Origin of the sequence: Nonomuraea wenchangensis, assembly GCF_900111685.1 — a bacterium.
Classification (GTDB): domain Bacteria; phylum Actinomycetota; class Actinomycetes; order Streptosporangiales; family Streptosporangiaceae; genus Nonomuraea; species Nonomuraea wenchangensis.
On sequence record NZ_FOHX01000007.1, the window covers coordinates 251,988 to 276,318 of the forward strand.

At 74.7% G+C, this 24,331-nt stretch carries 26 protein-coding genes; 7 read left to right on the forward strand and 19 right to left on the reverse strand.

The window, feature by feature from the left end; genetic code table 11:
- Positions 1 to 32 precede the first annotated feature (32 nt).
- Together BMW85_RS22745 and BMW85_RS22750 are read right to left on the reverse strand one after the other, a co-directional pair.
- A complete protein-coding gene (locus BMW85_RS22745; RefSeq protein WP_091084669.1) occupies positions 33 to 767 on the reverse strand; it encodes a DUF3152 domain-containing protein in 735 nt (244 codons plus the stop codon).
- Positions 768 to 856: 89 nt separating this feature from the next.
- Positions 857 to 2,197, reverse strand: a complete 1,341-nt coding sequence (locus BMW85_RS22750; protein WP_091084672.1) for an NAD(P)/FAD-dependent oxidoreductase — start codon at positions 2,195 to 2,197, stop codon at positions 857 to 859.
- A gap of 104 nt (positions 2,198 to 2,301) precedes the next feature.
- Between BMW85_RS22750 and BMW85_RS22755 the strand changes: the two genes are divergently transcribed.
- Together BMW85_RS22755 and BMW85_RS22760 are read left to right on the forward strand one after the other, a co-directional pair.
- Positions 2,302 to 3,201, forward strand: coding sequence for a hypothetical protein (locus tag BMW85_RS22755; RefSeq protein WP_091084675.1), 900 nt, complete (start codon positions 2,302 to 2,304; stop codon positions 3,199 to 3,201).
- 284 nt (positions 3,202 to 3,485) lie between these two features.
- Positions 3,486 to 4,391 carry a DUF4184 family protein gene (locus BMW85_RS22760; protein WP_091084677.1) on the forward strand — a complete coding sequence of 302 codons (906 nt, stop codon included), beginning with the start codon at positions 3,486 to 3,488 and terminating at the stop codon, positions 4,389 to 4,391.
- Here BMW85_RS22760 and BMW85_RS22765 read toward each other — a convergent pair.
- Positions 4,388 to 4,819: a type II toxin-antitoxin system PemK/MazF family toxin gene (locus BMW85_RS22765; RefSeq protein WP_091084680.1), complete on the reverse strand. Its 432-nt coding sequence runs from the start codon at positions 4,817 to 4,819 to the stop codon at positions 4,388 to 4,390. The genes BMW85_RS22760 and BMW85_RS22765 overlap by 4 nt on opposite strands.
- A gap of 41 nt (positions 4,820 to 4,860) precedes the next feature.
- Positions 4,861 to 5,679 carry a helix-turn-helix domain-containing protein gene (locus BMW85_RS22770; RefSeq protein ID WP_091085338.1) on the reverse strand — a complete coding sequence of 273 codons (819 nt, stop codon included), beginning with the start codon at positions 5,677 to 5,679 and terminating at the stop codon, positions 4,861 to 4,863.
- Between the two features lie 119 nt (positions 5,680 to 5,798).
- On the opposite strand from BMW85_RS22770, the gene BMW85_RS22775 reads away from it, so the two are divergent.
- Positions 5,799 to 6,578: a thioesterase family protein gene (locus BMW85_RS22775; protein ID WP_091084682.1), complete on the forward strand. Its 780-nt coding sequence runs from the start codon at positions 5,799 to 5,801 to the stop codon at positions 6,576 to 6,578.
- 14 nt (positions 6,579 to 6,592) lie between these two features.
- Here BMW85_RS22775 and gndA read toward each other — a convergent pair whose 3' ends face one another.
- Both gndA and BMW85_RS22785 read right to left on the reverse strand, forming a co-directional pair.
- Complete coding sequence (gene gndA, locus BMW85_RS22780) at positions 6,593 to 8,017, reverse strand: NADP-dependent phosphogluconate dehydrogenase (protein WP_091084685.1); 1,425 nt, start codon at positions 8,015 to 8,017, stop codon at positions 6,593 to 6,595.
- An 80-nt stretch (positions 8,018 to 8,097) separates the two neighbouring features.
- Positions 8,098 to 8,790 (reverse strand): HAD family hydrolase, encoded by a 693-nt coding sequence (locus BMW85_RS22785; protein ID WP_091084688.1) that lies wholly within the window; start codon positions 8,788 to 8,790, stop codon positions 8,098 to 8,100.
- Between the two features lie 22 nt (positions 8,791 to 8,812).
- Here BMW85_RS22785 and BMW85_RS22790 point away from each other — a divergent pair, with 22 nt between their 5' ends.
- On the forward strand, positions 8,813 to 9,457 hold the full coding sequence (locus BMW85_RS22790) for an SDR family oxidoreductase (protein ID WP_091084690.1): 645 nt from the start codon (positions 8,813 to 8,815) through the stop codon (positions 9,455 to 9,457).
- A gap of 93 nt (positions 9,458 to 9,550) precedes the next feature.
- Positions 9,551 to 12,052 (forward strand): ATP-dependent Clp protease ATP-binding subunit, encoded by a 2,502-nt coding sequence (locus BMW85_RS22795; protein WP_091084693.1) that lies wholly within the window; start codon positions 9,551 to 9,553, stop codon positions 12,050 to 12,052.
- A gap of 27 nt (positions 12,053 to 12,079) precedes the next feature.
- Here the strand turns inward: BMW85_RS22795 and ptsP are convergent, their stop codons facing one another.
- The 8 genes from ptsP to BMW85_RS22830 form a co-directional block, all read right to left on the reverse strand.
- Entirely contained in the window at positions 12,080 to 13,738 is a 1,659-nt protein-coding gene (gene ptsP / locus BMW85_RS22800; protein WP_091084695.1) for a phosphoenolpyruvate--protein phosphotransferase, read from the reverse strand.
- On the reverse strand, positions 13,731 to 14,054 hold the full coding sequence (locus tag BMW85_RS22805; protein WP_091084698.1) for an HPr family phosphocarrier protein: 324 nt from the start codon (positions 14,052 to 14,054) through the stop codon (positions 13,731 to 13,733). Before BMW85_RS22805 ends, ptsP begins: the two co-directional genes overlap by 8 nt.
- 17 nt (positions 14,055 to 14,071) lie before the next feature.
- Entirely contained in the window at positions 14,072 to 15,076 is a 1,005-nt protein-coding gene (locus BMW85_RS22810) for a zinc-dependent dehydrogenase (protein WP_091084701.1), read from the reverse strand.
- Positions 15,073 to 15,501 carry a PTS mannitol transporter subunit IIA gene (locus BMW85_RS22815; RefSeq protein ID WP_091084703.1) on the reverse strand — a complete coding sequence of 143 codons (429 nt, stop codon included), beginning with the start codon at positions 15,499 to 15,501 and terminating at the stop codon, positions 15,073 to 15,075. The genes BMW85_RS22810 and BMW85_RS22815 overlap by 4 nt, the downstream gene beginning before the upstream one ends.
- Complete coding sequence (locus BMW85_RS50430) at positions 15,494 to 15,802, reverse strand: PTS sugar transporter subunit IIBC family protein (RefSeq protein WP_218155887.1); 309 nt, start codon at positions 15,800 to 15,802, stop codon at positions 15,494 to 15,496. Before BMW85_RS50430 ends, BMW85_RS22815 begins: the two co-directional genes overlap by 8 nt.
- A gap of 3 nt (positions 15,803 to 15,805) precedes the next feature.
- Positions 15,806 to 16,933 carry a mannitol-specific PTS transporter subunit IIC gene (mtlA, locus tag BMW85_RS22820; protein WP_218155888.1) on the reverse strand — a complete coding sequence of 376 codons (1,128 nt, stop codon included), beginning with the start codon at positions 16,931 to 16,933 and terminating at the stop codon, positions 15,806 to 15,808.
- Between the two features lie 64 nt (positions 16,934 to 16,997).
- Positions 16,998 to 18,047 carry a 1-phosphofructokinase gene (gene pfkB / locus BMW85_RS22825; protein WP_091084706.1) on the reverse strand — a complete coding sequence of 350 codons (1,050 nt, stop codon included), beginning with the start codon at positions 18,045 to 18,047 and terminating at the stop codon, positions 16,998 to 17,000.
- Positions 18,044 to 18,805, reverse strand: coding sequence for a DeoR/GlpR family DNA-binding transcription regulator (locus BMW85_RS22830; protein WP_091084708.1), 762 nt, complete (start codon positions 18,803 to 18,805; stop codon positions 18,044 to 18,046). The genes pfkB and BMW85_RS22830 overlap by 4 nt, the downstream gene beginning before the upstream one ends.
- 102 nt (positions 18,806 to 18,907) lie before the next feature.
- Here BMW85_RS22830 and BMW85_RS22835 point away from each other — a divergent pair, with 102 nt between their 5' ends.
- Both BMW85_RS22835 and BMW85_RS22840 read left to right on the forward strand, forming a co-directional pair.
- Positions 18,908 to 19,777 (forward strand): D-alanyl-D-alanine carboxypeptidase family protein, encoded by an 870-nt coding sequence (locus BMW85_RS22835; protein ID WP_091084711.1) that lies wholly within the window; start codon positions 18,908 to 18,910, stop codon positions 19,775 to 19,777.
- Positions 19,778 to 19,839: 62 nt separating this feature from the next.
- On the forward strand, positions 19,840 to 20,718 hold the full coding sequence (locus BMW85_RS22840; protein WP_143082370.1) for a hypothetical protein: 879 nt from the start codon (positions 19,840 to 19,842) through the stop codon (positions 20,716 to 20,718).
- Between the two features lie 24 nt (positions 20,719 to 20,742).
- Here BMW85_RS22840 and BMW85_RS22845 read toward each other — a convergent pair whose 3' ends face one another.
- The 5 genes from BMW85_RS22845 to def all read right to left on the reverse strand — a co-directional run bounded on the left by BMW85_RS22845 (position 20,743) and on the right by def (position 24,204).
- Positions 20,743 to 21,105, reverse strand: coding sequence for an MmcQ/YjbR family DNA-binding protein (locus BMW85_RS22845; RefSeq protein ID WP_091084713.1), 363 nt, complete (start codon positions 21,103 to 21,105; stop codon positions 20,743 to 20,745).
- A 33-nt stretch (positions 21,106 to 21,138) separates the two neighbouring features.
- Positions 21,139 to 21,555, reverse strand: a complete 417-nt coding sequence (locus BMW85_RS22850) for a CBS domain-containing protein (RefSeq protein WP_091084716.1) — start codon at positions 21,553 to 21,555, stop codon at positions 21,139 to 21,141.
- Positions 21,556 to 21,625: 70 nt separating this feature from the next.
- Positions 21,626 to 23,032: a pyridoxal phosphate-dependent decarboxylase family protein gene (locus BMW85_RS22855; protein WP_091084718.1), complete on the reverse strand. Its 1,407-nt coding sequence runs from the start codon at positions 23,030 to 23,032 to the stop codon at positions 21,626 to 21,628.
- On the reverse strand, positions 23,025 to 23,657 hold the full coding sequence (locus tag BMW85_RS22860) for a helix-turn-helix domain-containing protein (RefSeq protein ID WP_245775006.1): 633 nt from the start codon (positions 23,655 to 23,657) through the stop codon (positions 23,025 to 23,027). Before BMW85_RS22860 ends, BMW85_RS22855 begins: the two co-directional genes overlap by 8 nt.
- A gap of 7 nt (positions 23,658 to 23,664) precedes the next feature.
- Positions 23,665 to 24,204 (reverse strand): peptide deformylase, encoded by a 540-nt coding sequence (def, locus tag BMW85_RS22865; protein ID WP_091084722.1) that lies wholly within the window; start codon positions 24,202 to 24,204, stop codon positions 23,665 to 23,667.
- Positions 24,205 to 24,331 lie beyond the last annotated feature (127 nt).

The following is a 24,331-nucleotide window of genomic DNA, read 5'->3' on the forward strand; positions in this document are numbered from 1 at the left end:
ACGCTTCTTCGCGCGTCGGACACCCCGTCGGCTCAGGGCTTCCCGTCGCCGCGTGGCCTCTCCGTCGCGGGCGCGCGGCCGGGGAACGGCCACGGGTTGGGGCGGCAGCGGCCCAGCGACTTCGACTGCTGCGTCATCACCGGGGCCGGCCGCCCGGGGCCGGGACAGGGCCGGTGGTCGTGGCCGAGTGCGTGCCCGACCTCGTGGCTGATGAGATAGCTGCGGTACGCGGCCAGATCGCCCTTGTACTGCGGGACGCCGACCGCCCAGCGCAGGGCGTTGATGATCGAGCGGCGGCCGTTCCAGCACGACAGCTCGCCGCCGGTGCGGAGGGGCCGGCACTCACGGGTCGTCTTCTCGGGGCTCGACAGGGCCACCCGGACCCGTACCGGGCCGCGGTCCACCCGCTGGAAGCGGGCCCAGCCGCGGACGTCGTTCAGGATGCGGTGCACCTGGGCGGCGAACTCGCGCGGCCCGAACGGCAGGCCACGCTCGACCTCCACCAGGTAGCGCACCGGCCGGCCGCGGCCGGGTCGCGGGGGCGCGCCGCCGGGGACGACGGCGTACGAGCCGGAGGCCGCGTACGGCACCTGGACCGCGGGCGGCGGCTCCGCCCGGCGCGGGCGCGGGGGCGGGCGGGAGGGAAGGCGTGCGGGCGGCGGCACGGGCCGGATCGAGGGCCGGGCCGGTGGGTCCGCGCCGCATCCGGCGGCGAGCAGCAGCCCGGCCAGCACGAACGGCGTCATCAGCGGTGCGATGCGCGGCATCTCGGTCCCCCACGAAACGCGACGGTGGGGAGGAAACCGATCATACGCTGGGCAAACGGACAGCTCAGGGGGAGGGGTGGCCCCGGCCGTCAGAGGCAGGTGGGGGCGTAGGGCGTGAGGTCGATGGGCGGGGTCTCGCCGAGCGCGAGCGCCGCCGCGAGCCGGCCCGCGTACGGGCCCGCCGTCAGGCCGTACGCGCTGAGGCCCGTCGCCACCACCACCCGCGAGTTCAGCGGGCCGATCAGCGCCCGCCCCGGCGCGTACACCGGCCGCAGCCCCACCCGCGTCTCCGTCACCGTCGCCCCGGCCAGCCCCGGCGCGATCCGCAACCCCGCCTGGAGCACCTCCTCCAGCCCGCCCATCGTCACCCGCGGCGCGAACCCGACGTCCTCCACCGTCGCCCCGATCACCACCCGCGACCCGGGGAACCCCAGCAGGTACGGCCCGTCGCTGGGCAGCACGATCGGCCACCACGCGGTGTCGACGCCTTCGAGGGTGGCGTGCAGGATCTGGCCCCGCCTCGGGAAGACCGGCAGCTCGGCGCCGAGCGGCCGGCACACCTCGCCGGTCCACGCACCGCCCGCCACGATCACCGCGTCCGCCTCCACCGGGACACCCTCATCGGCGAACACCCTGCCCGCCCCAGCGGCAACAGGCCGCACCACCTCCGACCCGCGCGCGGCCTGCAGCCTCGGCCCGGCCTGCCGACCCGGCCCGGCCTGCCGACCCGGCCCGGTCTGCGAGCCCTGCGTCGCGTCCGGGCCCTGCGCTGCTGCCGGGCCTCGGGGGGCGGCCTGGCGCCATGAACCGGTCTCCTCATTCCGGGCCTGGCCCGTCCCGCCGCCCGGCGTCCACGTCCCTCCTTCCCCTGAGGGGGCGCCCGCCGCCGCGTGGACGCGGACCTCGCCGTCGGGTGTGAGGGTCGCGGCCCCCGCGTGGATCCGCGCACCCCGGGCGACGGCGGCGTTCAGCAGCGCGTCGCGGACCGACCGCCCGTCCACGCGGGCCGCGCCCGGCACCAGGAGTGCGCTCAGGGTGTCCGACAGCGGCGGGAACAGCTCGGCCGGAGCCGGCACGTCCACGACCTCGCCCATCTCCGGGGCGTCGGCGTACCGGCGGTGCAGCAGCGAGCGCACCGGCTCCAGCTCCGCCGGATCCTCGGCCACCAGCAGCGCGCCCACCTTGGCGTACCCGAAGTCCTCGCCCAGCGCCTCCACCAGTCCCGGATAGGCGCGGGCGCCCTCGCGGTTGAGGCGGTACCAGTCGTCGTCCTCCGGATGGTCCACCCACGGGCACACGATGCCCGCGCCCGCCTGCGTCGCCTCACCCTGGTAGCCGCCGTCCACCACCGTCACGGACGCCCCCCGGCCCGTCAGATAGTAGGCCGCCGCGGCTCCGACGATGCCGCCCCCGATCACCACAACACGCATACGGCCATGGTCGCAGCCCGCCGGACCTGGGGTGACGGCCGGGTCGCCGATCGCCGCGCCGCCCCCTGATGGGCCGGGCCGCGTACGGGGACTATCGTCGGCGCATGAACGCCGCCTTCACCAGGATCGACCTGCCCGCGCCCGTGTCGGCGGCCGCCTCCGACGGCGTCACCGTGTGGTGCGCCGACGCCCGCGGCGTACGCGCCTACACGGCCGCCGGCACCCCCATCCCACCTGGCGGCAGCGGCGTTCTGCCGCGATTACGGTCGCTGGCCGCGGTGCCCGGGACCGTGGCGGGGACGGCGGGCGTCCCCGGCACGCTGCCGGAGACCGTCGTGGTGCCCCGTACGCTGGCGACCGCGCCGATCCCGGTGCCGCTGGCGCTCTCCGGCACGCTCGCGGCCACCGCGAAGGGCCGCGTCCACTGGCTCGCGCCGGACGGCGCGCCGGTCGCCACCGCCCGCTGCCCCGGCCGGGTCGTCGCCGGCGGCGGCGAGATCTGGGCGGTCTCGGGCGCGCGGGCGCGCAGACTCACCGGCCCCGGCACGCTCGGCCCGCCGGTCGAACTGCCCGGCCTCGCCGCGTGCGCGGTGGAGGGCGAGCGCCTGTGGTGGACGTCCCGGCACGACGACGTCCTGCGCGGCGGGCCCAGGGACATCGACCTCGGCGATCTGGGACGGTACGGCGAGCGCGGCGGCATGACCGTCTGCGCGGGCTCGCTCTGGATCAGCGTGCCGGGCGGCCTGCTGCGGATCTCGACCTGGTCGGGGGAGCCGGGGCGGTTCGTGGCCGCGCCCGCCGGGCCGGTGCCCTTCCTGGTCTGCGCGAACGGCACTCTCGTCGGCGGCGGGCGCGAGCTGTTCGCGCTGGCCCCCGCCGCCGGCGCCCCGCTCCGCGTGATCCCGGTGGGGCTGGACGCGCCGATCGCGCGGCTGGTGGCGGCGGGCAAGCACGTATGGGCGTTCCCGGCGGGGACCGCACACGCACTGATCATCACCCTCTGAGCCCCAACCGGCCCGCTCGCCGAGCTTCTCGAACAGGGCCAGGTCGAACAGGTACGGCAGCTCCGCCATGTGCTGGGCGGCGGCCGGGAAGCCCGGCTTCGGGTAACCGGCCCCGCGCAGACCGAGCCGCGCGCTGTCACGCTGGACGTGAGACCCAAACGGCGGGTCCCTGAGCAGCGGGGCTTGGAAGCGCGCCGACTTCGCCGGCGACCACGACTACCGCTTCTGGAGCACCGGCGAGAACTGAGGCGCCGTGGCGCCCCGGCGGACGGCCACAATGGACCGTGCCCTTCACACTGAGCCATGTCGTGGCCGTCCTGCCGGTGCGACGGTGGCTGCCGCCGTCGGCGCTGGCCGTCGGGGCGATGGTGCCTGACGCGCCCTACTATCTGCCGCTGCCGTTCTCGTCGGCGAGCACGCACACGTGGTGGGGGCCGCTGCTGCTGGGCCTGCCGGCGGGCATGGTGCTGCTGGTGGTGTTCCACTGGGTGCTGCGGGCGCCGCTGACCGCGCTGGCCCCCGCCGGGCTGCGGGCCCGGCTGCCGGACGCGCCCCGCGCCGGAGCGGCGTGGCCGGCGGTGGCGGCGGTGGTGGCCGCGCTGCTCGCCGGGATGGCCACGCATCTGGTCTGGGACGCCTTCACCCAGGCCGGCGGGTTCGCGGTGGCGCACTGGCAGGCGTTGCGGCAGTCGGTCGTCGGCGCGCACCGGGTGTTCAACGTTCTGATGTACGTCAGCTCGGCGGGCGGCCTGGCGATCCTGGCCGGCTGGCTCGTGTTGTGGTACCGGCGGGCCCCGGTCCGTCCCGGGCGGTGGCCGGGGCTGACGGGCCGGGCACGCGCCGTGGTGGTAGCGGGGGCGTTGCTCGCCACGGCCGCCGGGGGCGCGGCCGGGGCGGCGTCGGACCGTGCCGCGGTGAGCGACTACGACCTGGTACGCAGCACGATCCTGGGCGGCGTGGACGCGGCGGCGCTGGTCCTCGCCTGCTACGTGCTCGCCTGGCACGGCTGGACGGCGTTCGGAGCCCTGCGCGGCAGGACCTCGGCGGCGGGCACCGGCGAGCAGGCGGGCACGGGGGAGCAGGCGGGCACGGGGGAGCAGGCGGGCACGGGGGAGCAGGCGGGCTGGACCGGCGGCCCAGACCCCCGCGCCGGACGCCGGCGTGACGGCCTCGACGTCCTGGACGTCTAGCGGCCCGCGTCCCAGCCGTGGAGCTTCATGAGGCGGGCCGCCACGCGGGTGAAGCGGTCGGCGTCGAGGACCGCGCCCTCGCGGCGGAGGTCGTCCTCATCCAGCACGAAGACCCGGTCGAGCCGCAGGTAGGAGGCCCGCCCGTCGCTTCCCCACGCGCCGATCGGCAGCCATTCCGGGCCGTCGTCGCCCTTGCTGGAGAGCATCATGCCGAGCAGCCGGCGGCCGGTGCGGCCCACGACGAGAAGGGGGCGGTCCTTGCCGCGGGACGGGTCCTCCTCGTACGGCACCCACGCCCAGACGATCTCCCCCGGATCGGCCAGGCCGTCCAGGTCGGGAGCGTAGGCCAGGGTCACCCGGCCGTCGAGGACGTGGATCTCGCGTACGGCGCCACGGGCGGGCCGGGGGTCCTCACCTAGATCACGCATTGGGTGAGCTTATGGCCCGTGACGGGCGGAAATCCAGTTGATCATGGCGTTTGGGTGTCGGGGGAGAGCAGGCGGCGCAGGGCCGCCGGGGTGTGGCCGCAGTGCCGCCGGACCGTGCGCGTCATGTGCGCCTGGTCGGCGAAGCCCAGCTCGGCGGCCAGCTCCGCCAGGCGGGTCTCGCCGCACTCCAGCCGGTCGAGCGCCCGCCCGACCCGGACCCGGTTGCGGTAGTGGGTCAGCGACACGCCGAGCTCCCGGGTGAAGGCCCTGCTCAGCGTGTAGGGCGACACCTCCAGCAGGGCGGCCAGGGACAGCAGCCCGGCGGCGGCGGGATGGCCGGCGGCGATGACCTCCCGCGCGGCCCCGACCACACCCACCGCCCCGCCCCCGGTCGTGGCGTCGGTGGCGCCGCCGGTGACCTGGGAGAGCGTGGCGGAGACGAGCGGCAGCAGGGACTCCGTCAGCGCGAAGGCCGCGTCGCCGGTGCGGGCCGCGGCGAGCACCCGGCGGTGCGCCAGGTCGAGGCGGGCGTCCACGTAGATCGTGCGGCGGACGGGCCGCGGGCCGTCGCCCGCGAGCGTGCGCCACAGGCCGGGCGACAGCGTCAGCGAGGTGCACACGTCGCCGCCGGAGGGGTGGGCGAAGCGCTCCTCCTCGTCCGGCAGCCCGAGGTAGGCGAGGGTCGGATCGACCACCGCGGAGCGTCCGCCCGCGCGGCGCAGGAACGTGCCCCGCCGCGCCAGCACCATCCGGTGCCGGTCGCCGAGCTCGGCGGCCGACCACCCCCGGTGGTCGTCGACACAGGTGACGGCGTCGAGGACGAATCCGGGCCCGGCGGCGATACGGACGGACGAACGCACGCCCCGCACCCTACGCCCCGCCCCCGACAGTTCCGCCGGACGCGCCCCTCCGGTGTGAGAGGAGACGCATCGGGGCCCGCCCTGGGCCAGGTGGTGATCCTGCTCTAGAATCTCATTCTGTGCCGCCGACGACAGCGTTCTTCACCCGGAAGCAGGGCGAGCTGGTGCCCGCGCCCCACGCCCGCAGCCCCTGGTCCCCCGACATGCTCCACGGCCGCCTCCTCGGCGGGCTCGCCGCCCGCGCCCTGGAGGAGCGGTACGCCGAGCCGGGCATGCACTTCGCCCGGCTGACGGTGGACCTGTTCCGCAACAGCCCGCTGCTGCCCGTCACCGTCGAGACCGCCCTGGTCAGGGACGGGCGCCGGATCCGCGTCGCCGACGCCGTCCTGTCCACCGACCAGGGCCCGATCGGCCGGGTCACCGCCGTGCTGCTGCGGCAGGGCGAGCAGCCCGAGGGCGAGCAGAGCATCGTCACCCCCGCCTGGGACGAGCGCCCGCCCGAGCACGAGCCGGTCACCGCCGATGGCTGGCAGCCGCCGTTCGACCTGTGGCGGGTCACCGAATGGGGCGAGCCGGGCCCGGGGCGGGTGTGGATGCGCGAGACGTACCCGCTGGTGGACGACGAGCCGGTGACGCCGGTCGTGCGCGCCGCGCTGGCCGCCGACTTCGCCAGCCCGCTCGCCAACGTCGGCACGAGCGGGCTCGGCTTCATCAACGCCGACTACACGCTGACCCTGGCCCGCCTGCCCGAGGGCGAGCTGATCGGCGTCGAGGCGACTGGCCACCTCAGCGCGAGCGGCGTCGCGACCGGGCAGGTCACCATGCACGACACGGCGGGGCCGTTCGGCTTCTGCCTGGTGACGGCGGTGGCCAACCCGGTCACCCGCATCAGCAGATAGCGGCGCTCAGGCGATCAGGCGGGCCGCTCGGCGCGGTCGCCCGACCAGTCGACGTGGAAGGCGCCCTCCTTGTCGACCCGGCGGTAGGTGTGCGCGCCGAAGTAGTCGCGCAGCCCCTGCACCAGCGAGGCCGGGAGCCGGTCGCGGCGCAGCCCGTCGTAGTAGGCGAGCGCCGAGGAGAAGCCCGGCGTCGGCACGCCGATCCGTACGGCCGTGGTCACGACCCGCCGCCACGACTCCTGCGCCGCCGCCAGCGCGCCCGCGAACGTCGGGTCGGCCAGCAGCGTCGGCAGGTGCGGATCGGCGTCGTAGGCGGCGCGGATACGGTCGAGGAACTTCGCCCTGATGATGCAGCCGCCCCGCCAGATGGTCGCCATCGCGCCGAGGTCGAGGTCCCAGCCGTACTCCCGCGAGGCGGCGGCCATCTGGTCGAAGCCCTGCGCGTACGCCACGATCTTGGAGGCGTACAGCGCCTGCCGTACGTCCTCGACCAGCTCGCGCCCGTCCACGCCGGACAGGTCGGGCCCGGCGAGCGAGGCGGCGGCGGCCCGCTGCTCCGGGTGGCCGGACAGCGCCCGCGCGAACGTCGCCTCGGCGATGCCGGTCACCGGCACGCCGAGGTCGAGGGCGCTCTGCACGGTCCAGCGGCCGGTGCCCTTCTGCTCGGCCTGGTCGACCACGATGTCCACGAACGGCCGGCCCGTCTCGGCGTCCACCTGCTCCAGCACCTCGGCGGTGATCTCGATCAGGTAGGAGTCGAGGTCGCCCTTGTTCCACTCGCGGAACACCCCGGCCAGCTCGGACGGGGTCACGCCGAGCGCCTGCCGCAGCAGGTCGTAGGACTCGGCGATGAGCTGCATGTCGGAGTACTCGATGCCGTTGTGCACCATCTTGACGAAGTGTCCCGCGCCGTCCGGGCCGACGTGCACGCAGCACGGCACGCCGTCCACCTTGGCCGAGATGTCCTGCAGGATCGGCCCGAGCGCCTCCCACGACTCCGCCGAGCCGCCCGGCATGATGCTCGGCCCGAGCAGCGCCCCCTCCTCGCCGCCGGAGATGCCGGTGCCGACGAAGTGCAGCCCCCGCTCGCGCAGCGCGGCCTCGCGCCGCCGGGTGTCGGCGTAGTGGGCGTTGCCGCCGTCCACGATCATGTCGCCGGGCTCCATGAGCGCGGCGAGCTGGTCGATGACGGCGTCGGTGCCGGCGCCCGCCTTGACCATGATGATCGCCCGCCGGGGCCGCTTGAGCGAGGCCACGAAGCCGGCGAGGTCCTCCGACGGCACGAACGTGCCCTCGCCGCCGAACTCCTTGACGAGCTGCTGCGTGCGGCTGTGCGTGCGGTTGTGCACGGCGACGGCGTAGCCGTGCCTGGCGAGGTTGCGGGCCAGGTTGCGCCCCATGGTGGCCAGGCCGGTGACGCCGATGTCTGCCAAGTCCATAATCAAGCTCCTCTTACGGGGAATACGCATGATCCAGCCCGGGAGTTCGGCCTTTTGTTCCGCCGCGTCTCGTCCGGGTGTCAGTCGTCGAGCCGCACGCCCAGCTCGTCCAGCCGCTCCAGCATGTCCGCCGGGTCGGCGTAGACCCTGAACGCGCCCGTGCGTTCCAGCTCGTCCCTGCCGTACCCGCCGGACAGCAGGCCGATGCCGAGCGCGCCGGCCCGGCGGGCGGCGAGCAGGTCCCATACGCTGTCGCCCACCACCATGGCATGGGCCGGGTCCACGTCGACCAGCGCCGCTCCGGCGAGGAACAGGTCGGGGTCCGGCTTGGCCCTGCGCACCAGGTCGCGGGTCACCATCGGCGTGTCCTCCGGCAGGCCGAGCAGACCGAGCGCGAGCCGCGCGGTACGGGCGTAACCGCTGGTCGCGATGGCCCACGGCACGCCGCGCGAGGTCAGCTCGGCCAGCAGCTCCGGCGCGCCGGGCAGCGGCCGGACCGAGTCGGCCTGCCGCTCGTACGCCTCCATGTGGGCGACCTGCAGCAGATCGATCTGCTCGCGCGACAGCTTGAGCCCGGTCTCGCGCAGCAGCGCGCTGACGAACAACCCGCCGCTCATCCCGATGCGACGGTGGATCCGCCACACCGACAGGTCGATCCCCATTCCCGACAGCGCCTGCCGCCAGGCGATCACGTGCTGATAGACGCTGTCGATCAAAGTGCCGTCGAGGTCGAACAGAAACGCCGGGGTCGGCGCGTGCGGGAACTCCGTCATGGCTCCATGACACCATGGCCGGATGCGGATCATCATCGCGGGCGGCCACGGCAAGATCGCGCTGCGCCTGGCCGCGCGGCTCAGGGAGGGCGCGGTCGGCCTGGTGCGCAACCCGGCGCACGTCGCCGACGTCGAGGCCACCGGCGCGCAGGCCGTGGTGTGCGACCTGGAGACGGCCTCGACCGAGCAGGTGGCCGGCATCCTGCGCGGCGCCGACGCCGTGGTGTTCGCGGCCGGCGCGGGGCCCGGCAGCGGCGCGGCCCGCAAGGACACCGTCGACCGGGGCGCGTCCGTGCTCATGGCCGACGCCGCCGAGCGGGCCGGGGTGCGGCGCTTCATCCAGATCTCCTCCATGGGCGCGGGCAAGCCGCCCGCGCCCGGCCGCGACGAGGTGTGGACCGCCTACATCGCGGCCAAGACCGCGGCCGAGGACGACCTGCGCCGCCGCGACCTGGCCTGGACCATCCTGCGCCCCGGCCGCCTCACCGACGAGCCGGGCACCGGTCTGGTCCGGCTGGCCCCCGAGGTGCCGCCGGGCGCGGTGCCGCGCGACGACGTGGCCGCCGTCATCGTGGCGCTGCTGGACAACCCGGGCACCGCGCACCGCACGTACGAGCTCGTCTCCGGCGACACCCCGATCGTCGATCTCGTCGCGCCGAGCGAGTGACCGTCCCCGCCGCCGCAGCTTTTTGCCGAACGCTGGCATTGAGGCGCGGCGCGGGTGGCTAGGTCCCCTTTCGGAACGTGAAAGGGGACATCCATGGCGGACATGCCGTTCAGGTCATTTTTCGGCGGAGACCCGTTCAGAGGGTTCGAGGAGCTGACGGGCCGCGTGTTCGGCGGCATGGAGGGCTGGCCGCCGTCCCGGCCCGGCGTCCAGCGGGTGGACGTCGGGCGGCTGCTCAGCGCCTCGGCCAGGGACGCCCTGCGGCAGGCGGTCGAGGGGGCGGGGCAGCGCGGCGCCCCCGACCTGGACGTGCTCGACCTCCTCGACGCCCTCATGGACGTGGACGCCACCCGGTCGCTGCTGCTTGCCGCCGGCGTGGACGTGGACCGGCTGCGCGGCCGGGTCGGCGAGCTCGCCGCGCAAGGCCAGGCCACCGAGCCGCCCACCACGCTCTCGCCGGCCGCCAAACGCGCCATCCTGGACGCGCAGCGGATCTCGCGGGCGCTGGAGTCGTCGTACATCGGGCCCGAGCACCTGCTGCTAGCGCTGGCCGCCAACCCCGACTCCACCGCCGCCCGCCTGCTGCGCGAGCAGGGCGTCTCGGCCAACGAGCTGCAGCAGGCCCTCGCTACAGCGGCGGCCCGCCCCGGCGAGGGCGCCCGCCGCGACGGCGACACTCCGGCCCTCGACGAGTACGGCCGCGACCTCACCGAGGAGGCCAGGCAGGGCCGCGTCGACCCGGTCGTCGGCCGCGAGGACGAGATCGAGCAGGCCATCGAGGTGCTCTCGCGGCGCACCAAGAACAACCCGTGCCTGATCGGCGAGCCCGGCGTCGGCAAGACCGCGATCGTCGAGGGCATCGCCCAGCGCATCGTGAACGGCGGCGTCCCGGACACGCTGAAGGACCGGCGGGTGATCGCCCTCGACCTGACCGGCATGGTCGCCGGGTCGAAGTACCGGGGCGAGTTCGAGGAGCGCGTCAAGAAGGTCGTCGACGAGGTACGCGCGCACGCCGACGAGATGATCGTCTTCATCGACGAGGTGCACACGCTCGTCGGCGCCGGCTCGGCCGAGGGCGGCATGGACGCCGCCAACATACTCAAGCCCGCCCTGGCCCGCGGCGAGCTGCACGTCATCGCCGCCACCACGATCGACGAGTACCGCAAGAACATCGAGAAGGACGCCGCGCTCGAACGCCGCTTCCAGCCGATCCTGGTCGCCGAGCCGACCGTGGAGCAGACGGTCGAGATCCTGGCCGGGCTGCGCGACGCGTACGAGGCCCACCACCAGGTCCGCATCACCGACGAGGCCCTCGACGCCGCCGCCACCCTCTCGGCCCGCTACATCACCGACCGTTTCCTGCCCGACAAGGCCATCGACCTCATGGACCAGGCCGCCGCCCGGGTGCGGCTGCGCTCCCGAACGCCCGGCAGCGACGTACGCGAGCTGGAGGGACGCCTGGACGCGCTGCGCCGCGACAAGGACCAGGCCGTCTCCTCCGACGAATTCGACCGGGCCAAGGAGATCACCGCCCAGATCGACAAGCTCCGCCCCGAGCTGGAGCGCGCCCGGCGCGGCCACGACGACGTGCCGCAGGTCATGGTGGAGGACATCGCCGAGGTCGTCTCCCGCCGCACCGGCATCCCCGTCACCCAGCTCACCGAGCAGGAGCGTGACCGCCTCATGCGGCTGGAGGAGCACCTGCACGAGCGGGTCGTCGGCCAGGACGAGGCGGTCACCGCCATCGCCGAGGCGGTCCGCCGGGCCCGCGCCGGGCTGTCGGACCCGAACCGGCCCATCGGCAGCTTCCTGTTCCTCGGCCCGACCGGCGTCGGCAAGACGGAGCTGGCGCGGGCGCTGGCCGCGGCCCTGTTCGGCGGCGAGGACCACATGGTGCGCGTCGACATGAGCGAGTTCCAGGAGCGTCACACGGTCTCGCGGCTCATCGGGGCGCCGCCCGGCTACGTCGGCTACGAGGAGGCCGGGCAACTCACCGAGGCCGTACGGCGCCGCCCGCACTGCGTGATCCTGCTCGACGAGATCGAGAAGGCGCACCCCGACGTCATGAACATCCTGCTGCAGCTGCTCGACGACGGCCGCCTCACCGACGGCCAGGGCCGTACCGTCGACTTCAGCAACGCCGTCGTCATCATGACCAGCAACATCGGCGCGCAGCTCATCCTGGAGGCGGCCGGCGACCCCGGCACGCTGGAGGGCCGGCTCATGGAGCTGCTGCGCCGCTCCATCCGCCCCGAGCTGCTCAACCGCATCGACGAGACGATCATCTTCAAGCGCCTCGAACCCGAGCAGCTCCGTCAGATCGTGGACCTGCTGCTGGAGCGCACCCGGCAGCGGCTGCGCGGCCAGAACGTCACGCTGGAGGTCACCGACGCCGCCAAGGACTGGCTGGCGCGGCGCGGCCACCAGCCCGAGTTCGGCGCCCGGCCGCTGCGCCGCACCGTGCAGCGCGAGCTGGACAACCGGCTGTCCACCATGCTGCTCACCGGCGAGGTCACGGAGGGAGGCAAGGTCACGGTGGACGTCACCGGCGACACCCTCCAGCTCCGCGCCCACGAACCCGCGCCCGCCGGCTAGCCGGGCCCGGCGGGGCGGCGGGCCTGGTCAGGCGAGCGCTTCGCGGGCCAGCTCCCTGCACTCCTCCAGCGTCAGCCCCGCCAGCGCCTCGCGGACCAGCGGGACGCAGGACGGCGCCATGGACAGGCTCGTCACCCCCAGGCCCACCAGCAGCGGGGCGACGGCCGGATCGCCCGCCGCCTCGCCGCACACGCCGACCGGCTTGCCCGCCTCCCGGCCCGCGGCGGCGCACGCCTCGATCAGCCCCAGCAGGGCGGGCTGGCGCGGGTCGAGCAGGTCGGCCAGGGCCGGATGCTGGCGGTCGGCGGCGAAGGTGTACTGGGCCAGGTCGTTGGTGCCGATGCTGAGGAAGTCCACCTCGCGCAGCAGCTCGGCGGCCCGCAGCGCGGCGGCCGGCACCTCCACCATCACGCCCACCTGCGCGATGCCCGCCGCGCGGGCCCGGCGGGCGAAGCCGGCCGCCTCCGCGGGCGTCGTCACCATCGGCGCCATCACCCGCACGTCCGCGCCCGTCGCGCGGGCCGCCTCGGCGATCGCGGCGAGCTGCGCGTCGAGCACGCCGGGCAGCAGGCGGTCCACCCGCAGCCCGCGCACGCCCAGGGCCGGGTTGGGCTCCTCGGGCAGGCCGAGGAAGGGCAGGGGCTTGTCGGTGCCGGCGTCCAGGGTCCGGACGATCACCGGGCCCTCGGCCCGCTCGAACACCTCGGCGTACGCGGCCGTCTGCTCCTCCGGCGAGGGCGGCTGCTTGCGGTCGAGGAACAGGAACTCGGTGCGGAACAGGCCCACGCCCTCCGCCCCCGGCCGCAGGTCGGCGGCCGAGCCGATGTTGGCCAGCAGCCTGACCGGATGGCCGTCGGCGGTCCTGCCCGGGCCGGTGGCGGCGGCCAGCCTGGCCCGCTCGGCGCGGTCGCGCTCCATGACCTCGGCCGCCTGCTCCGGGGTGAGGCCGAGGGCGATCTCGCCGCTCGCGCCGTCCACGCCGACGATCGTGCCGTCGGGGACGTCCGCGACCGCCGGGCAGGCGACCACGGCGGGCAGGCCGCGCGCGCGGGCCAGGATCGCCGTGTGACTCGTCGGGCCGCCCCGCTCGGTGATCAGCGCCAGCACGTCCGGGCCCAGCCCGGCGGTGTCGGCGGGGGAGAGGTCCCCGGCGACCAGCACGTACGGATGGCCGGGATCGGGCAGGCCCGGCATGGGCAGGCCGAGGGCGGCGGCCACCGCCCGGTGCTTGAGGTCGTCGAGGTCGGCGGCCCGTTCGGCGAGGTAGCCGCCCAGGGCGGCCAGGGCGTCCCGGTGGCCGTCGAAGGCGGCTTCCAGGGCGTGGGCCGCGTCGGCGCCGCCTCTGGCGCGGGTCTCGGCCTCCTCGCGCAGCATGGGATCGTCGGCGATCATGGCAAGCGCCTCCAGGATCTCCGCCGCCTCCCCGCCAGCGCCCGCGCCACCACCTCCGCCAGCGCCAGCGCTCGCGCCGGTGCGGGCGGCGGCGGCGCGCCGGTTGAGGTCGGCGGTCACCGCCTCCAGCGCCTTGACGGCGGTGGCGGCCTCGGCCTCAGGGTCGGCGACCGGCCGCGGCGCGGGCAGGCTCGGCGGGCCGGCCATCCGCACCAGCGGGCCGGCCGCCCGCCCCTGGCTGACCCCGAGCCCGCTCAGCCGCCCCCCGGGCCCGGCCCAACCCGTCTCAGGCATCGAGAGCCTCTTCCGCGCCCGATTTCGCGCCCGAGTTCCCGCCCGGTTCCGCGTCCGCGTCCAGGTCGCGCGACAGCAGCGCCGCCAGTGCGTCCAGCGCCTCCTCGGCCCCCGGCCCGTCCGCCTCCAGCGTCACCTCCGTCCCCTGGACGGCCCCCAGGGACAGCACGCCCAGCATGCTCCGCGCGGGCACCGCCTTGTCGCCGAGCCGCACCGTCACCGGCACGCCCAGGCGCGCCGCCTCCTGCACGAACAGCTTGGCGGGGCGGGCGTGCAGCCCGCTCGCCGAGGCCACGGCCACGGTTCGCTGTGCCATACGAAAGCCTCCCGTTGTCAGGGTTCGATGGTGACCTTGATGGCCGCGCCCCGGCTGACGAGATCGATCCCGTCCAGCACCTGCGGCAGCGGCAGCCGGTGGGTGATCAGGTCGGCCACCGGCACCGCGCCCTCCGACACCAGCCGCAGCGCGGCGGCGTTGTGTGCGGGGCTGGAGCCGTTCGCGCCGACGATGGTGAGCTCGCGGTAGTGCACCAGGTTGGCGTCCAGCGCGATGACCGGGTCGTCCTTCGGCAGCCCGCCGAAGAAGCTGATCCGTCCCTGGCGGGCGGTCATCCGCACCGCCTGCTCCTGGGCCGCCCCGGACGCCGCCGCCGTGATCACGACGTCCGCGCCCCGGCCGCCGGTCAGCTTGAGCACCTGGTCGACCGGGTCGGCGTCGATCGCGGCGTCCGGCCGCACCAGCTCCTCGGCCATCGCCAGCCGCTGCGCGTTGACGTCCACGAGGAACACCCGGGCCGCGCCGCGGGCCCGCGCCAGCCGTACGTGCAGGCAGCCGATCGGGCCGGCGCCCATCACGACCACGTCGTCGCCCGGCCCGACGCGGGCCAGCTCCTGGCCGTTGAGCACGCAGGCCAGCGGCTCGGCGACGGACGCCTCGGCGAAGCCGACGTTCTCGGGGATGGCGTTGACGCCGTCAACGGCGAGCACCTTCGCCGGGACGATCATGTACTCGGCGAAGCCGCCGTCGTAGTGGTAGCCCATCGACTCCTGGTTGGGGCAGACCGTACGGCGGCCGCGCAGGCACTCGGGGCACGACCCGCACGGGATCGCCGCGATCACCTGCACCCGGGCGCCGCTGTCCACGACCTCCCCGGCGATCTCGTGGCCCATGACCCGGGGCGGCACGATGTGGTGGTGCCCGAACTTGTAGATCTTGGCGTCGGTGCCGCAGGTCGAGCAGTTGCGGACCCGGATCTTCAGCTCGCCGGGCCCGGCGACGGGCTCGGGCGCGTCCTCGATCCTGATGTCGCCCGGGGCGTGGAACCTGGCGACCTTCATAGCGTGAGCTCCTTCATCACCTGCGCCACCTCGGTGGCCTCGCGCAGTGTCCTGGCGCGGTCGGGGTCCATCAGGATCTCGGCCAGCGCCGCCAGCAGGGGTACGTGCCCGCCCTCGCGGGCGGCTATGCCGACGCAGACCGTGACCCGTTCGCCGTCCCAGTCGACTCCGTCCGGGAAGCGGATGAAACACAGTGCGTCGCGCAGGATGTCGTCCTTGGAGGCGTTCGTCCCGTGTGGGATGGCCACCCCCTCGCCGACGTAGGTCGAGATGGACCGCTCGCGTTCGAGCATCGCCGCGACGTACGGCTCGGCGACCGCCCCCACCTCGACCAGGGCCCGCCCGCACCGGCGGATCGCCGCCTCGCGGTCGGGCGCGCGCTCGTGCAGCAGCACCGCGCGCGGGTCGAGCAGGTCCTCACGCATCGACGACGCCGCCGTTCTTGATGGTGTTCACCAGCTTGGTCACGGCCGGGTCGCCGAGGAAGATCTGGAACGACACCAGCACCTTCCCTGGGGCGGCGGCGCGGGCGCGGGCGGCCAGGCCGGTGTGGCAGACCACCACGTCGGCGTCGTCCGGGATGGAGTTGACGGGCGTGTGCTCCACGGTGACGCCGCTGTCCTTGAGCTGCTTGCGGAGCTGGGAGGCGAGCATCACGCTGCTGCCCATCCCGGCGTCGCAGGCGACGATGATCTTGTGGATGTCCTGGCTGTCGATGCCGGCCATGGTTCAGGCCTCCTTGCTGGTGGTGAGAGGTTCGGCGCCGGTCTCGGCGCCGGCGGTGCCGGGGTCGTCCTCGCCGTCCTTCTTCTCGCCCCTGCCGAAGCCCAGCAGGACGGCGGCGACGGCGAACGACACGGCGGCGGCCACGAGGATGCCGAGGCTGGAGGCCAGCCAGCCGCCCTTGGGCGTGACCGCGATGTAGGCGAAGATGCTGCCCGGCGACGGGGTGGCGACCAGGCCCGCCCCGGTGACCATGAAGGTGAACACGCCGGCCGCGCCGCCCAGGATGACGGCCGCGATGAGGCGCGGCTTCATGAGCACGTACGGGAAGTAGATCTCGTGGATGCCGCCGAAGAAGTGGATGATCATCGCGGCCGGCGTGCTCGGGCGCAGGGCGCGCGGCCCGAACAGCAGGTAGGCCAGCAGCAGCCCGAGCCCGGGGCCGGGGTTCGACTCCAGCATGAACAGGATCGACTTGCCGGTCTCGGCCGCCTCGGCCACGCCCAGCGGGCTGAGCACGCCGTGGTTGATGGCGTTGTTGAGGAACAGCACCTTGGCCGGCTCGATGAGCAGCGACGCGACCGGCAGCAGGTTGTTGGTGATCAGCCACTCGACGGCCTGACCGGCGGCGGTGGTGATGGTCTGGACGACGGGACCGATGGCGAGGAAGCCGACCACCGCCATCGCGGCGCCCACGATGCCGGCGGAGAAGTTGTCCACCAGCATCTCGAAGCCGGCTCGGGTACGGGCCTCGGTGAACTTGTCCACATATTTGAGGATCAAGGCGGTGAGCGGGCCGATGATCATCGCGCCCAGGAACATCGGCGCGTCGGTGCCCACCACGACGCCCATCACCGCCACCGCGCCGACGACCGCCCCGCGCTGACCGTGCACCATCCGGCCGCCGGTATAGGCGATGAGGACCGGCAGCAGGGTCGAGATGATCGGGCCGACCATCTTGCCGAGGGTCTCGTTGGGCAGCCAGCCGGTCGGGATGAACAACGCGGTGATCAGGCCCCAGGCGATGAACGCCCCGATGTTCGGCATGATCATCCCGGCCAGATGGCCGCCGATGCGCTGGATGGTGGCCTTGACGCCGGTGCCGGCGACCGGGGGTGTGTAAGTGTCGGCCATGGACTTGCTCCTTCGGGGGGTTGAGCAGATGTTCGGCAGCCGGTGCCCGGCCGGGGCGGCCGGGCTACGGCAGAGGAGCGGGTGCGTTCGTGGTGGAGGGGCCGGCGGAAGGCCCGGGGGAGAGGACCGCGGGTGGATCGGCGGGCGGATCGGCGGGCGGGACGAAGGGGACGGCGAGCGGGCACGCCGGATCGGGCGGGCCGGCCGTCGTGACCGCCGCATCGATGTCGGCGGGCCCCGGCATGCGGCTGCCGGGCAGCCCGGCCGCCGCCGCGCCCCAGGCCAGCGCGCGGGCCAGCGCCTCCGGCCCGTGCCCGCCCGCGGCGAGGAACCCGGCCAGCATGGCGTCGCCCGCGCCGACGGAGCTGCGCGGCTCGATGGCCGGCGCCCGGCCGTACCAGACGCCGCCGTCCTCGACGAGCACGGCCCCGTCGGCGCCCAGGCTGGCGAGGACCGCCCGCGCGCCCGCGGCCCGCAGTGCCCGCGCGGCCTCCACCACGTCGCCGAGGCACGCGATGGGCCGGCCGGTGGCCTGGCCGAGCTCCTCCAGGTTCGGCTTGACCAGGGCGGGCCCGGCGCCGAGCGCGTACGACAGCGCCGGCCCGCTGGTGTCCACCGCGACCTCGATGCCCGCCTCGGCGAACCGGCGGCACAGCCGCGCGTAGACGTCGGCGGGCACCTCGGGCGGCAGGCTGCCGGAGGCGACCACCCAGTCCGCGCCCTGCCCGCCGGTGTGCGCGGCGGCGAGCACCGCCTCGGCGATGGTGTCGAGCTCGGCGGGGGACAGGGCGGTGCCCGGCTCGTTGATCTTGGTGACGGTGCCGTCGGGCTCGGCCAGCGTGACGTTGGAGCGGGTGCGGCCGGTCACCGGCACGGTCACCATGTCCAGGCCCTCGGCGGCGAGCAGGCCGACGAGCTGGCGGCCCTCGTCCCCGCCGAATGGCACCACCGCCCGCGCCGCCACGCCGTTGGCGAGCAGCGCGCGCGAGACGTTCACGCCCTTGCCGCCGGGGTCGAGGCGGGCCGCGGCGGCGCGGATCACCTCGCCCCGCCGCAGCGCGGCGACCTCGATGGTGCGGTCCAGGCTCGGGTTGAGCGTCAGCGTCAGGATCACGCCCGGATCACCTCCGGCCCGGCGGCGGCCAGGTCGGCGGCCAGCGCGGCGTCGAGCCCGGTGTCGCTGACCACGACGTCGATCTCGGCCAGCTCGGCGAACGTGGCCAGGTAGGTGTTGGAGAACTTCGTGTGGTCGGCGAGCAGGACGCTGCGCTGCGCCGCCCGGACCATCGCCCGCTTGATCGCCGCCTCGGCCGGGTCGGGCGTGGTGAGGCCCCGGTCCAGCGAGCAGCCGTTGGTGCCCATGAAGGCGACGTCCACGTTGAGGTGCTCCAGCGGGCGCAGCGCCCAGTCGTCCACGGTGGCGAGCGTGTTGCCGCGCAGCCGCCCGCCCAGCACGATCACGTGCAGGTTGGGCCGGGCGGCGAGCGCCGTCGCCAGCGGCGGCGAGTTGACCACGACGGTCAGCTCGCGGTCGGCGGGCAGCACCTGCACCAGGCGGCCCGTGGTGGTGCCGGCGTCGATGATGACCGAGCCGTCCTCGGGCAGCTCGGCGATCGCCGCCTTGGCGATGCGCTCCTTCTCGGTCGTCATCACCTCGTCGCGGGTGGACAGCGCCGGCTCGAAGCCGAGCCGCTCGACGGGGATCGCGCCCCCGTGCACCCGGCGCAGCACCCCCGCCCGCTCCAGCGCGGTGAGGTCGCGGCGGATCGTCTCGGTGGTCACGTCGAGCTCGGCGGCCAGCGTCACCACGTCGACGCGGCCGGCGGCGCGCGCTCTCCGCAGGATCTCCTGCTGCCGCTCCTCGGCGTACATGATGTTGATTCACCGCCGTTTCGGGTTGGTTTCTTCTGTGTTTATACCCGCTTCGGTGGGAAGGTCAAGGGTGCCGGTGCCAGATCTGGTAGTTATAGGCGAATGCGCATCACCTCCCTCGCCGCCGCGGTGGCGGCCGTCCCCCTCCTCGCCGCCCTCGCACCGCCCGCCGCCGCGGTGACCGCCCGGCCGCCGCGTGTGCCGGTGGGGACGACGGCGGCGTGGGTCGTCTTCGACCGGCAGGCGGGCAGGTTCGTCGCGGCGCGCAACGCCCACCGCAAGTACCGTTCGGCGTCGGTGGTGAAGATCCTCATCGCGATCGACTACCTGGAACGGCGCAGGAGCGTGCCCAAGGCCGACGCCGACCTGCTCAAGGTCATGCTGCGGGCCAGCGACGACGACGCCGCCTCCACCCTCTGGGACCGGGGCGGCAAGGGGCAGATCATCGTGCGCACCGCGCGCAGGCTCGGCCTCGCCGACACCACCCCGCCGCCCGCGTCCAAGCCCGGCTTCTGGGGTTACACCTCGCTCAGCGCGTACGACGTCGTCCGCACCTACCGCTACCTGCTCGACAGGGCCGACGCCCGGGTCCGCGACCTCATTCTCGGCCACCTGCGCCGGGCCACCCCGTGCGGCGCCGACGGCTTCGACCAGACCTTCGGCATCCCCGACGCGGTGCCCCGCCCGTACGCCGTCAAGCAGGGCTGGTCCGGCTTCGGCACCACGCCGCCCACCCGCTGCCGTGACGCCAGGGCCCTCGGCGCGCCCGTCTCGTGGATCGCCCAGCGCGCCGCGGGCTCCGGCGTGCCCGACTACGGCCGCCCCGTGCTGCACACGACCGGCCTGGTCGGCCCGGGCGAGCGGTACGTCATGGCGGTGCTGACCGCGCACCCGGCGGGCGGCACGTGGAGCGCCTCCGTCAAGCGCATCACCGACATCACCAGGGGCCTCTACCGCGACGTGACGTCCTGACCCGGCCCCCGCGCGCGGAAAAGCGTTCGCGGGCCCCGGCGAAGATCAGATAGGCATGGAGGATGGCTGAGCGAACGACCGCACTCGACCGCGTCCTGAGACAGGCGGGCGGGCCCGAGATCCTCGACGTCCTGGCCGGGCGGCTGTCCGGGGCGGACCTCACCACACTGCTGCTGGAGGTCATGCGGCGCAGGGCCGGCGCGTTCTCACCCGCCGACGTGCTGCGCCGCTACGGCCACGACCGCTTCGCCGCGCCCGGCGCGGTCGGGTTCCGCGACCTGCGGCGGGCCGAGGACGCCGCGCTGTCGGCGCTGCCGCCCGGCTTCGAGCCCGTCGTGCTCTCCCCGGTCGCGCCGCTCGGCGCGTGCTCGGCCCTCGCCACCGTCGACCAGAACAAGGTGATCTCCACCGTCAGGAACGGCGAGGTCGCCGCCGACCCCACCAACGCCCTCGCCCTGGAGGCGGCGGTCCGCCGCCGCGCGGCGGGAGGGGCCGAGCCGGTGCGGCTGGCCGCCGTGCAGCGGGTCGTCCGCGCCCAGCACGTCGAAGGGGCCGCGCGCTTCGCGCACTTCACCCTGTTCGCGCTGGTGACCGCCGGTCGCGACACCGGCGACCATGCCTTCGAACGTCGCCACGCCGCCGAGCATCTGGCCATCCTGGGCGACGCGGTGCGCGCGTGCGGCGCGGGGGAGCCCGAGGCCCGGATCACGGTCCTCGACGAACGGTTCGAGCGCGTCGCCGCGACCCTCGGCGGCACCCCGGACCCGGGGCGGGAGAGCGGCCGGGGCTACTACAGCGGGCTGTGCTTCAAGGTGTACGCGGGCGGGCTGGAGGTGGGCGACGGCGGCTTCACCGACTGGACGGCCCGTCTGCTCGGCAACCGCAAGGAACGCCTCCTCATCAGCGCCCTCGGCCTCGACCGCCTCACCCTGACCCCCTGACCCTCCGCCGCCGGCTGTGGGTGGTCAGGGGATTGGGCGGGTGGCGGTGAGGAGCTCCTGTTCGGCGCGGACCTTCTTGGGCACGCACATGCGCCACGCGTCCAGCACCAGCTCGCGCATCTCCGCCACGTCGAGCGCGGCGGTGCGGGCCACCACCCAGTGGAAGCGCAGGTCGGACTCGCGCGGCAGCAGGAACTTGGCCGGCTCCGCCGCCACCAGGGCCTCGCGCTCCTCCTTGGGGAACCCGAAGCCCATGAGCGTCTCGTCCCGCGAGAACGCCACGTAGACGATCTTGCCTACCCGGAACTTCACGCGGTCCCTGATCAGGTGCTCCGACGAGCGCGGCAGGGTGCTCGCGAACCGTCGTACATCCTCGACTGTGATCACGGGGCCACGCTAACCGCCGCGACCGACAGTTTCTCAGCGGTTGCCCTCGGCGGCGGAGATGTCGGCGAGCGCGGAGTTCTGGTCGCGCTCCATGGCGAGGTCGCCGAGGCTGACGATGCCGATCGCGCGGCCGTCCTCGACCACCGGCAGGCGGCGGACCGCGTGCGTACGCATGAGCTGGACCGCCTGGTCGATCTCCGTGTCGGGGCCGACGGCCTCGACAGAGGCGCTGCACGCCTCGCGGACCGGCGTCTCAGGCCCCTTGTCGTCGGCCACCACCCGCACCGCGATGTCGCGGTCGGTGACGATGCCCTGGATGCGCCCGTTCTCGTTGACGATCACCGCCCCCGCGTCGATGTCGCGCATCAGCGCCGCCGCGACGGCCACCGGCTGCTCGGCCTCGACTGACGCCGGGTCCCTTGTCATCACGTCTGCCACGGTCCTCGCCATGGGGACCTCCTTCTGCGGATCGGATGTCAGAGCCCCCTACCCGGTGCGGGCGGGGCCTCACCCCGGCCGCTCAGAGGCCCTTGGCCGCCACGCGGATCTCGTCCAGGAGGATCTCGAGGTCACGCTCGGTGGTGTCCGGGTGCAGGAAGCAGGCCCGCAGCGCGTCCCGGCCGCCGAGCCGGGTGCCGGTCAGGAACGCGTTCCCGCGCGCCTGCACCGCGAACGGGATCGCCCGGTTGAGCCCGTCCAGGTCGCCGCTGCGCGCCGGCGTGTGCCGGAAGGCGGTGATCGAGGTGACCACCGGCGCCAGCAGCTCGAAGTCGGGCGCCCGCTCCACCATCTCCGCCAGCGTGCGGGCCAGGCCCGTCGTGTGCTCGACCAGGCGGACCACGCCGGAACGGCCGAGGGACGACAGCGTCGCCCACGTCTTCAGCGCGCGGAAGGGGCGGGTCTGCTCCGGTCCGTACTCGGCGAGCCAGCCCAGGTCGCCCGCGTTCTCGTCCACCAGGTAGGACGGCACCAGGCTGAACGCGGCCCGCGCCGCCCCCGGGTCGCGCAGCAGCGCGCAGCCGCAGCCGACCGGCACGCCGAGCCACTTGTGCGGGTCGAGCGCGAGCGAGTCGGCCCGGTCCAGGCCCGCGTAGTGCGGCGCCGCGTCCTCGCCCAGCACGCCGAGCGCCCCGTAGGCGCCGTCCACGTGGAACCACAGCCCGTGCTCGGCCGCCACGTCCGCGATCGCGTCGAGCGGGTCCACCGCGCCGGAGTTGACGGTGCCCGCGCTGCCCGCCACGCAGAACGGCCGCCGCCCCGCCGCCAGGTCCTCGGCCACCATGGCGCGCAGCGCGGCCACGTCCATCCGGTACGCGGCGTCCACCGGCACGGTCCGTACGTTCCGCGCGCCGAGCCCGAGGAGCTGGGCCGCCTTGTGCAGGCAGCTGTGCCCCTCCTCGGTGACGTACAGGACGAACGGCGGCCGTCCGGCCAGGCCCTCCTCGCGGGCGTCCCACCCGTCGGCGCGGGCGGCCCGCTGCCGGGCGGCGGCCAGGCACACGATCGTGGCCATGGACGCCCCGCTGGTCAGCAGCCCGCCGCCGGGCGGATGCGGGAACCCGGTCAGCTCGGCCAGCCAGCGCACCACGGCCCGCTCCAGGTGCGGCCCTGCGTGGTCGCCGCCCGCGCAGCTCGGGTTGAGCGCGGCGGCCAGCGGCTCGACGAGCACGCCCGCCGGGTTGGGCGGGGAGTTGACCCAGCCGAAGAAGCGCGGGTGGCCGTTGCCCATCGGGTGCGGCAGCACGTGCGCGCGGACGTCGGCGAGCAGGTCGGCGAGCGGCCGGCCGTCGGCGGGCAGCTCCTGGCCGCTCAGCCAGGCGCGCTCGCCGTCGGGGACCGGCTGCCACACCGGGCCGTCCGGCACGCCCGCGAGATGCGCGGCCACGAGGGCGGCCGCCCGCTCACCGGCGGCGCGCAGGTCAGTCATCGAGCTGTCCCTTCCCTGAGGGTTCGTGGTGGTTCGTGTGGCCGGGGGTGCCCAGCTCCATGGCGAGGTAGTAGACGCAGTCGGTGGCGTCGTCGTTGGCGAAGGCGTGGCGGCGGTCGCCGGGGTAGTACGCCGAGTCGCCGGCCTCCAGCGTGTGCGCCCGCCCGTCGATGGTCAGCCGCAGGCTGCCGCGCTCGACCGCGAGGTACTCCCGCGACCCGGGCGCGTGCGGCGCGAACTCGCCGGCGTCCACGCCCGGACCGATGGTGGTGCGCATGAACTCGAACTCCACGTCGCCGAGCACCGGCGACAGCACCCGCCGCTCCCAGCCGGAGGGGTCGCGCAGCACCCGCTGCTCGGCGTGGCGCAGCACCCGCATCGCGCCGTGCGCGGGCTCGTCCAGCAGCCGGGCGATGGACGTGCCGAGCGCCGTGGCCAGCCGGTCGAGCACGAGCACGGTCGGCGTCTTGGCGCCGCGTTCGATGTCGGAGACCATGCTGCGGCTGACGCCGGCCAGGTCGGCCAGGCGCTCGATCGACAGCCCGCGCGCCCGCCGCTCGGCGCGGACCCGCTGCCCCAGCTCGGCCATGGACAGCCCGCTGGACAGCACACTTTCGCCCGTCATTCCTCCACTATAGCGATGAATTGTCCGCTATCGCGGACTGTGCCGCCTGGTAGGCGGCCAGCACCTGCTTGCGGCGCTTGGCGGGCAGGCGGTCGAGGTAGAGCCGCCCGTCGAGGTGGTCGCTCTCGTGCTGCAGGCAGCGCGCCAGCAGGCCGGTGCCCGTCACCGTGACCGGCTCGCCCGCCGCGTCGAAGCCGTGGACGGTGGCCGTGTCGGGGCGGGGGAGCGGGGCGTACTGGCCGGGGACCGACAGGCAGCCCTCGTCGCCGGTGTCGAGCCGCCGCTCGCCGAGGCCGGGCGGCTCCAGCACCGGGTTGGCGACGACGCCCTTGTGGCGCACGCCGTCGGCGTCGGGGCAGTCGTAGACGAAGACCCGCAGCGGCACGCCGATCTGGTTGGCGGCCAGGCCGACGCCCTCCGCCGCGTACATGCTCGCGAACATGTCCTCGACCAGCGCCGCCAGCTCCTCGCCGAACCGGGTGACCGGCTCGCACGGACGATGCAGCACGGGGTCGCCGACGTGCACGATCGGCCGGACCTCTCCCACGGTTCCTCCTGTGACGATTCCCTGCGCCCAGTGTAGGGCCGCGAGAGTCGTGTCTCGGATAGTAAGACGTTCTCTCTTGAATGGTGAGATGCGCGCTAGGGTGACGGCATCCGAGGCGAACGAAGGA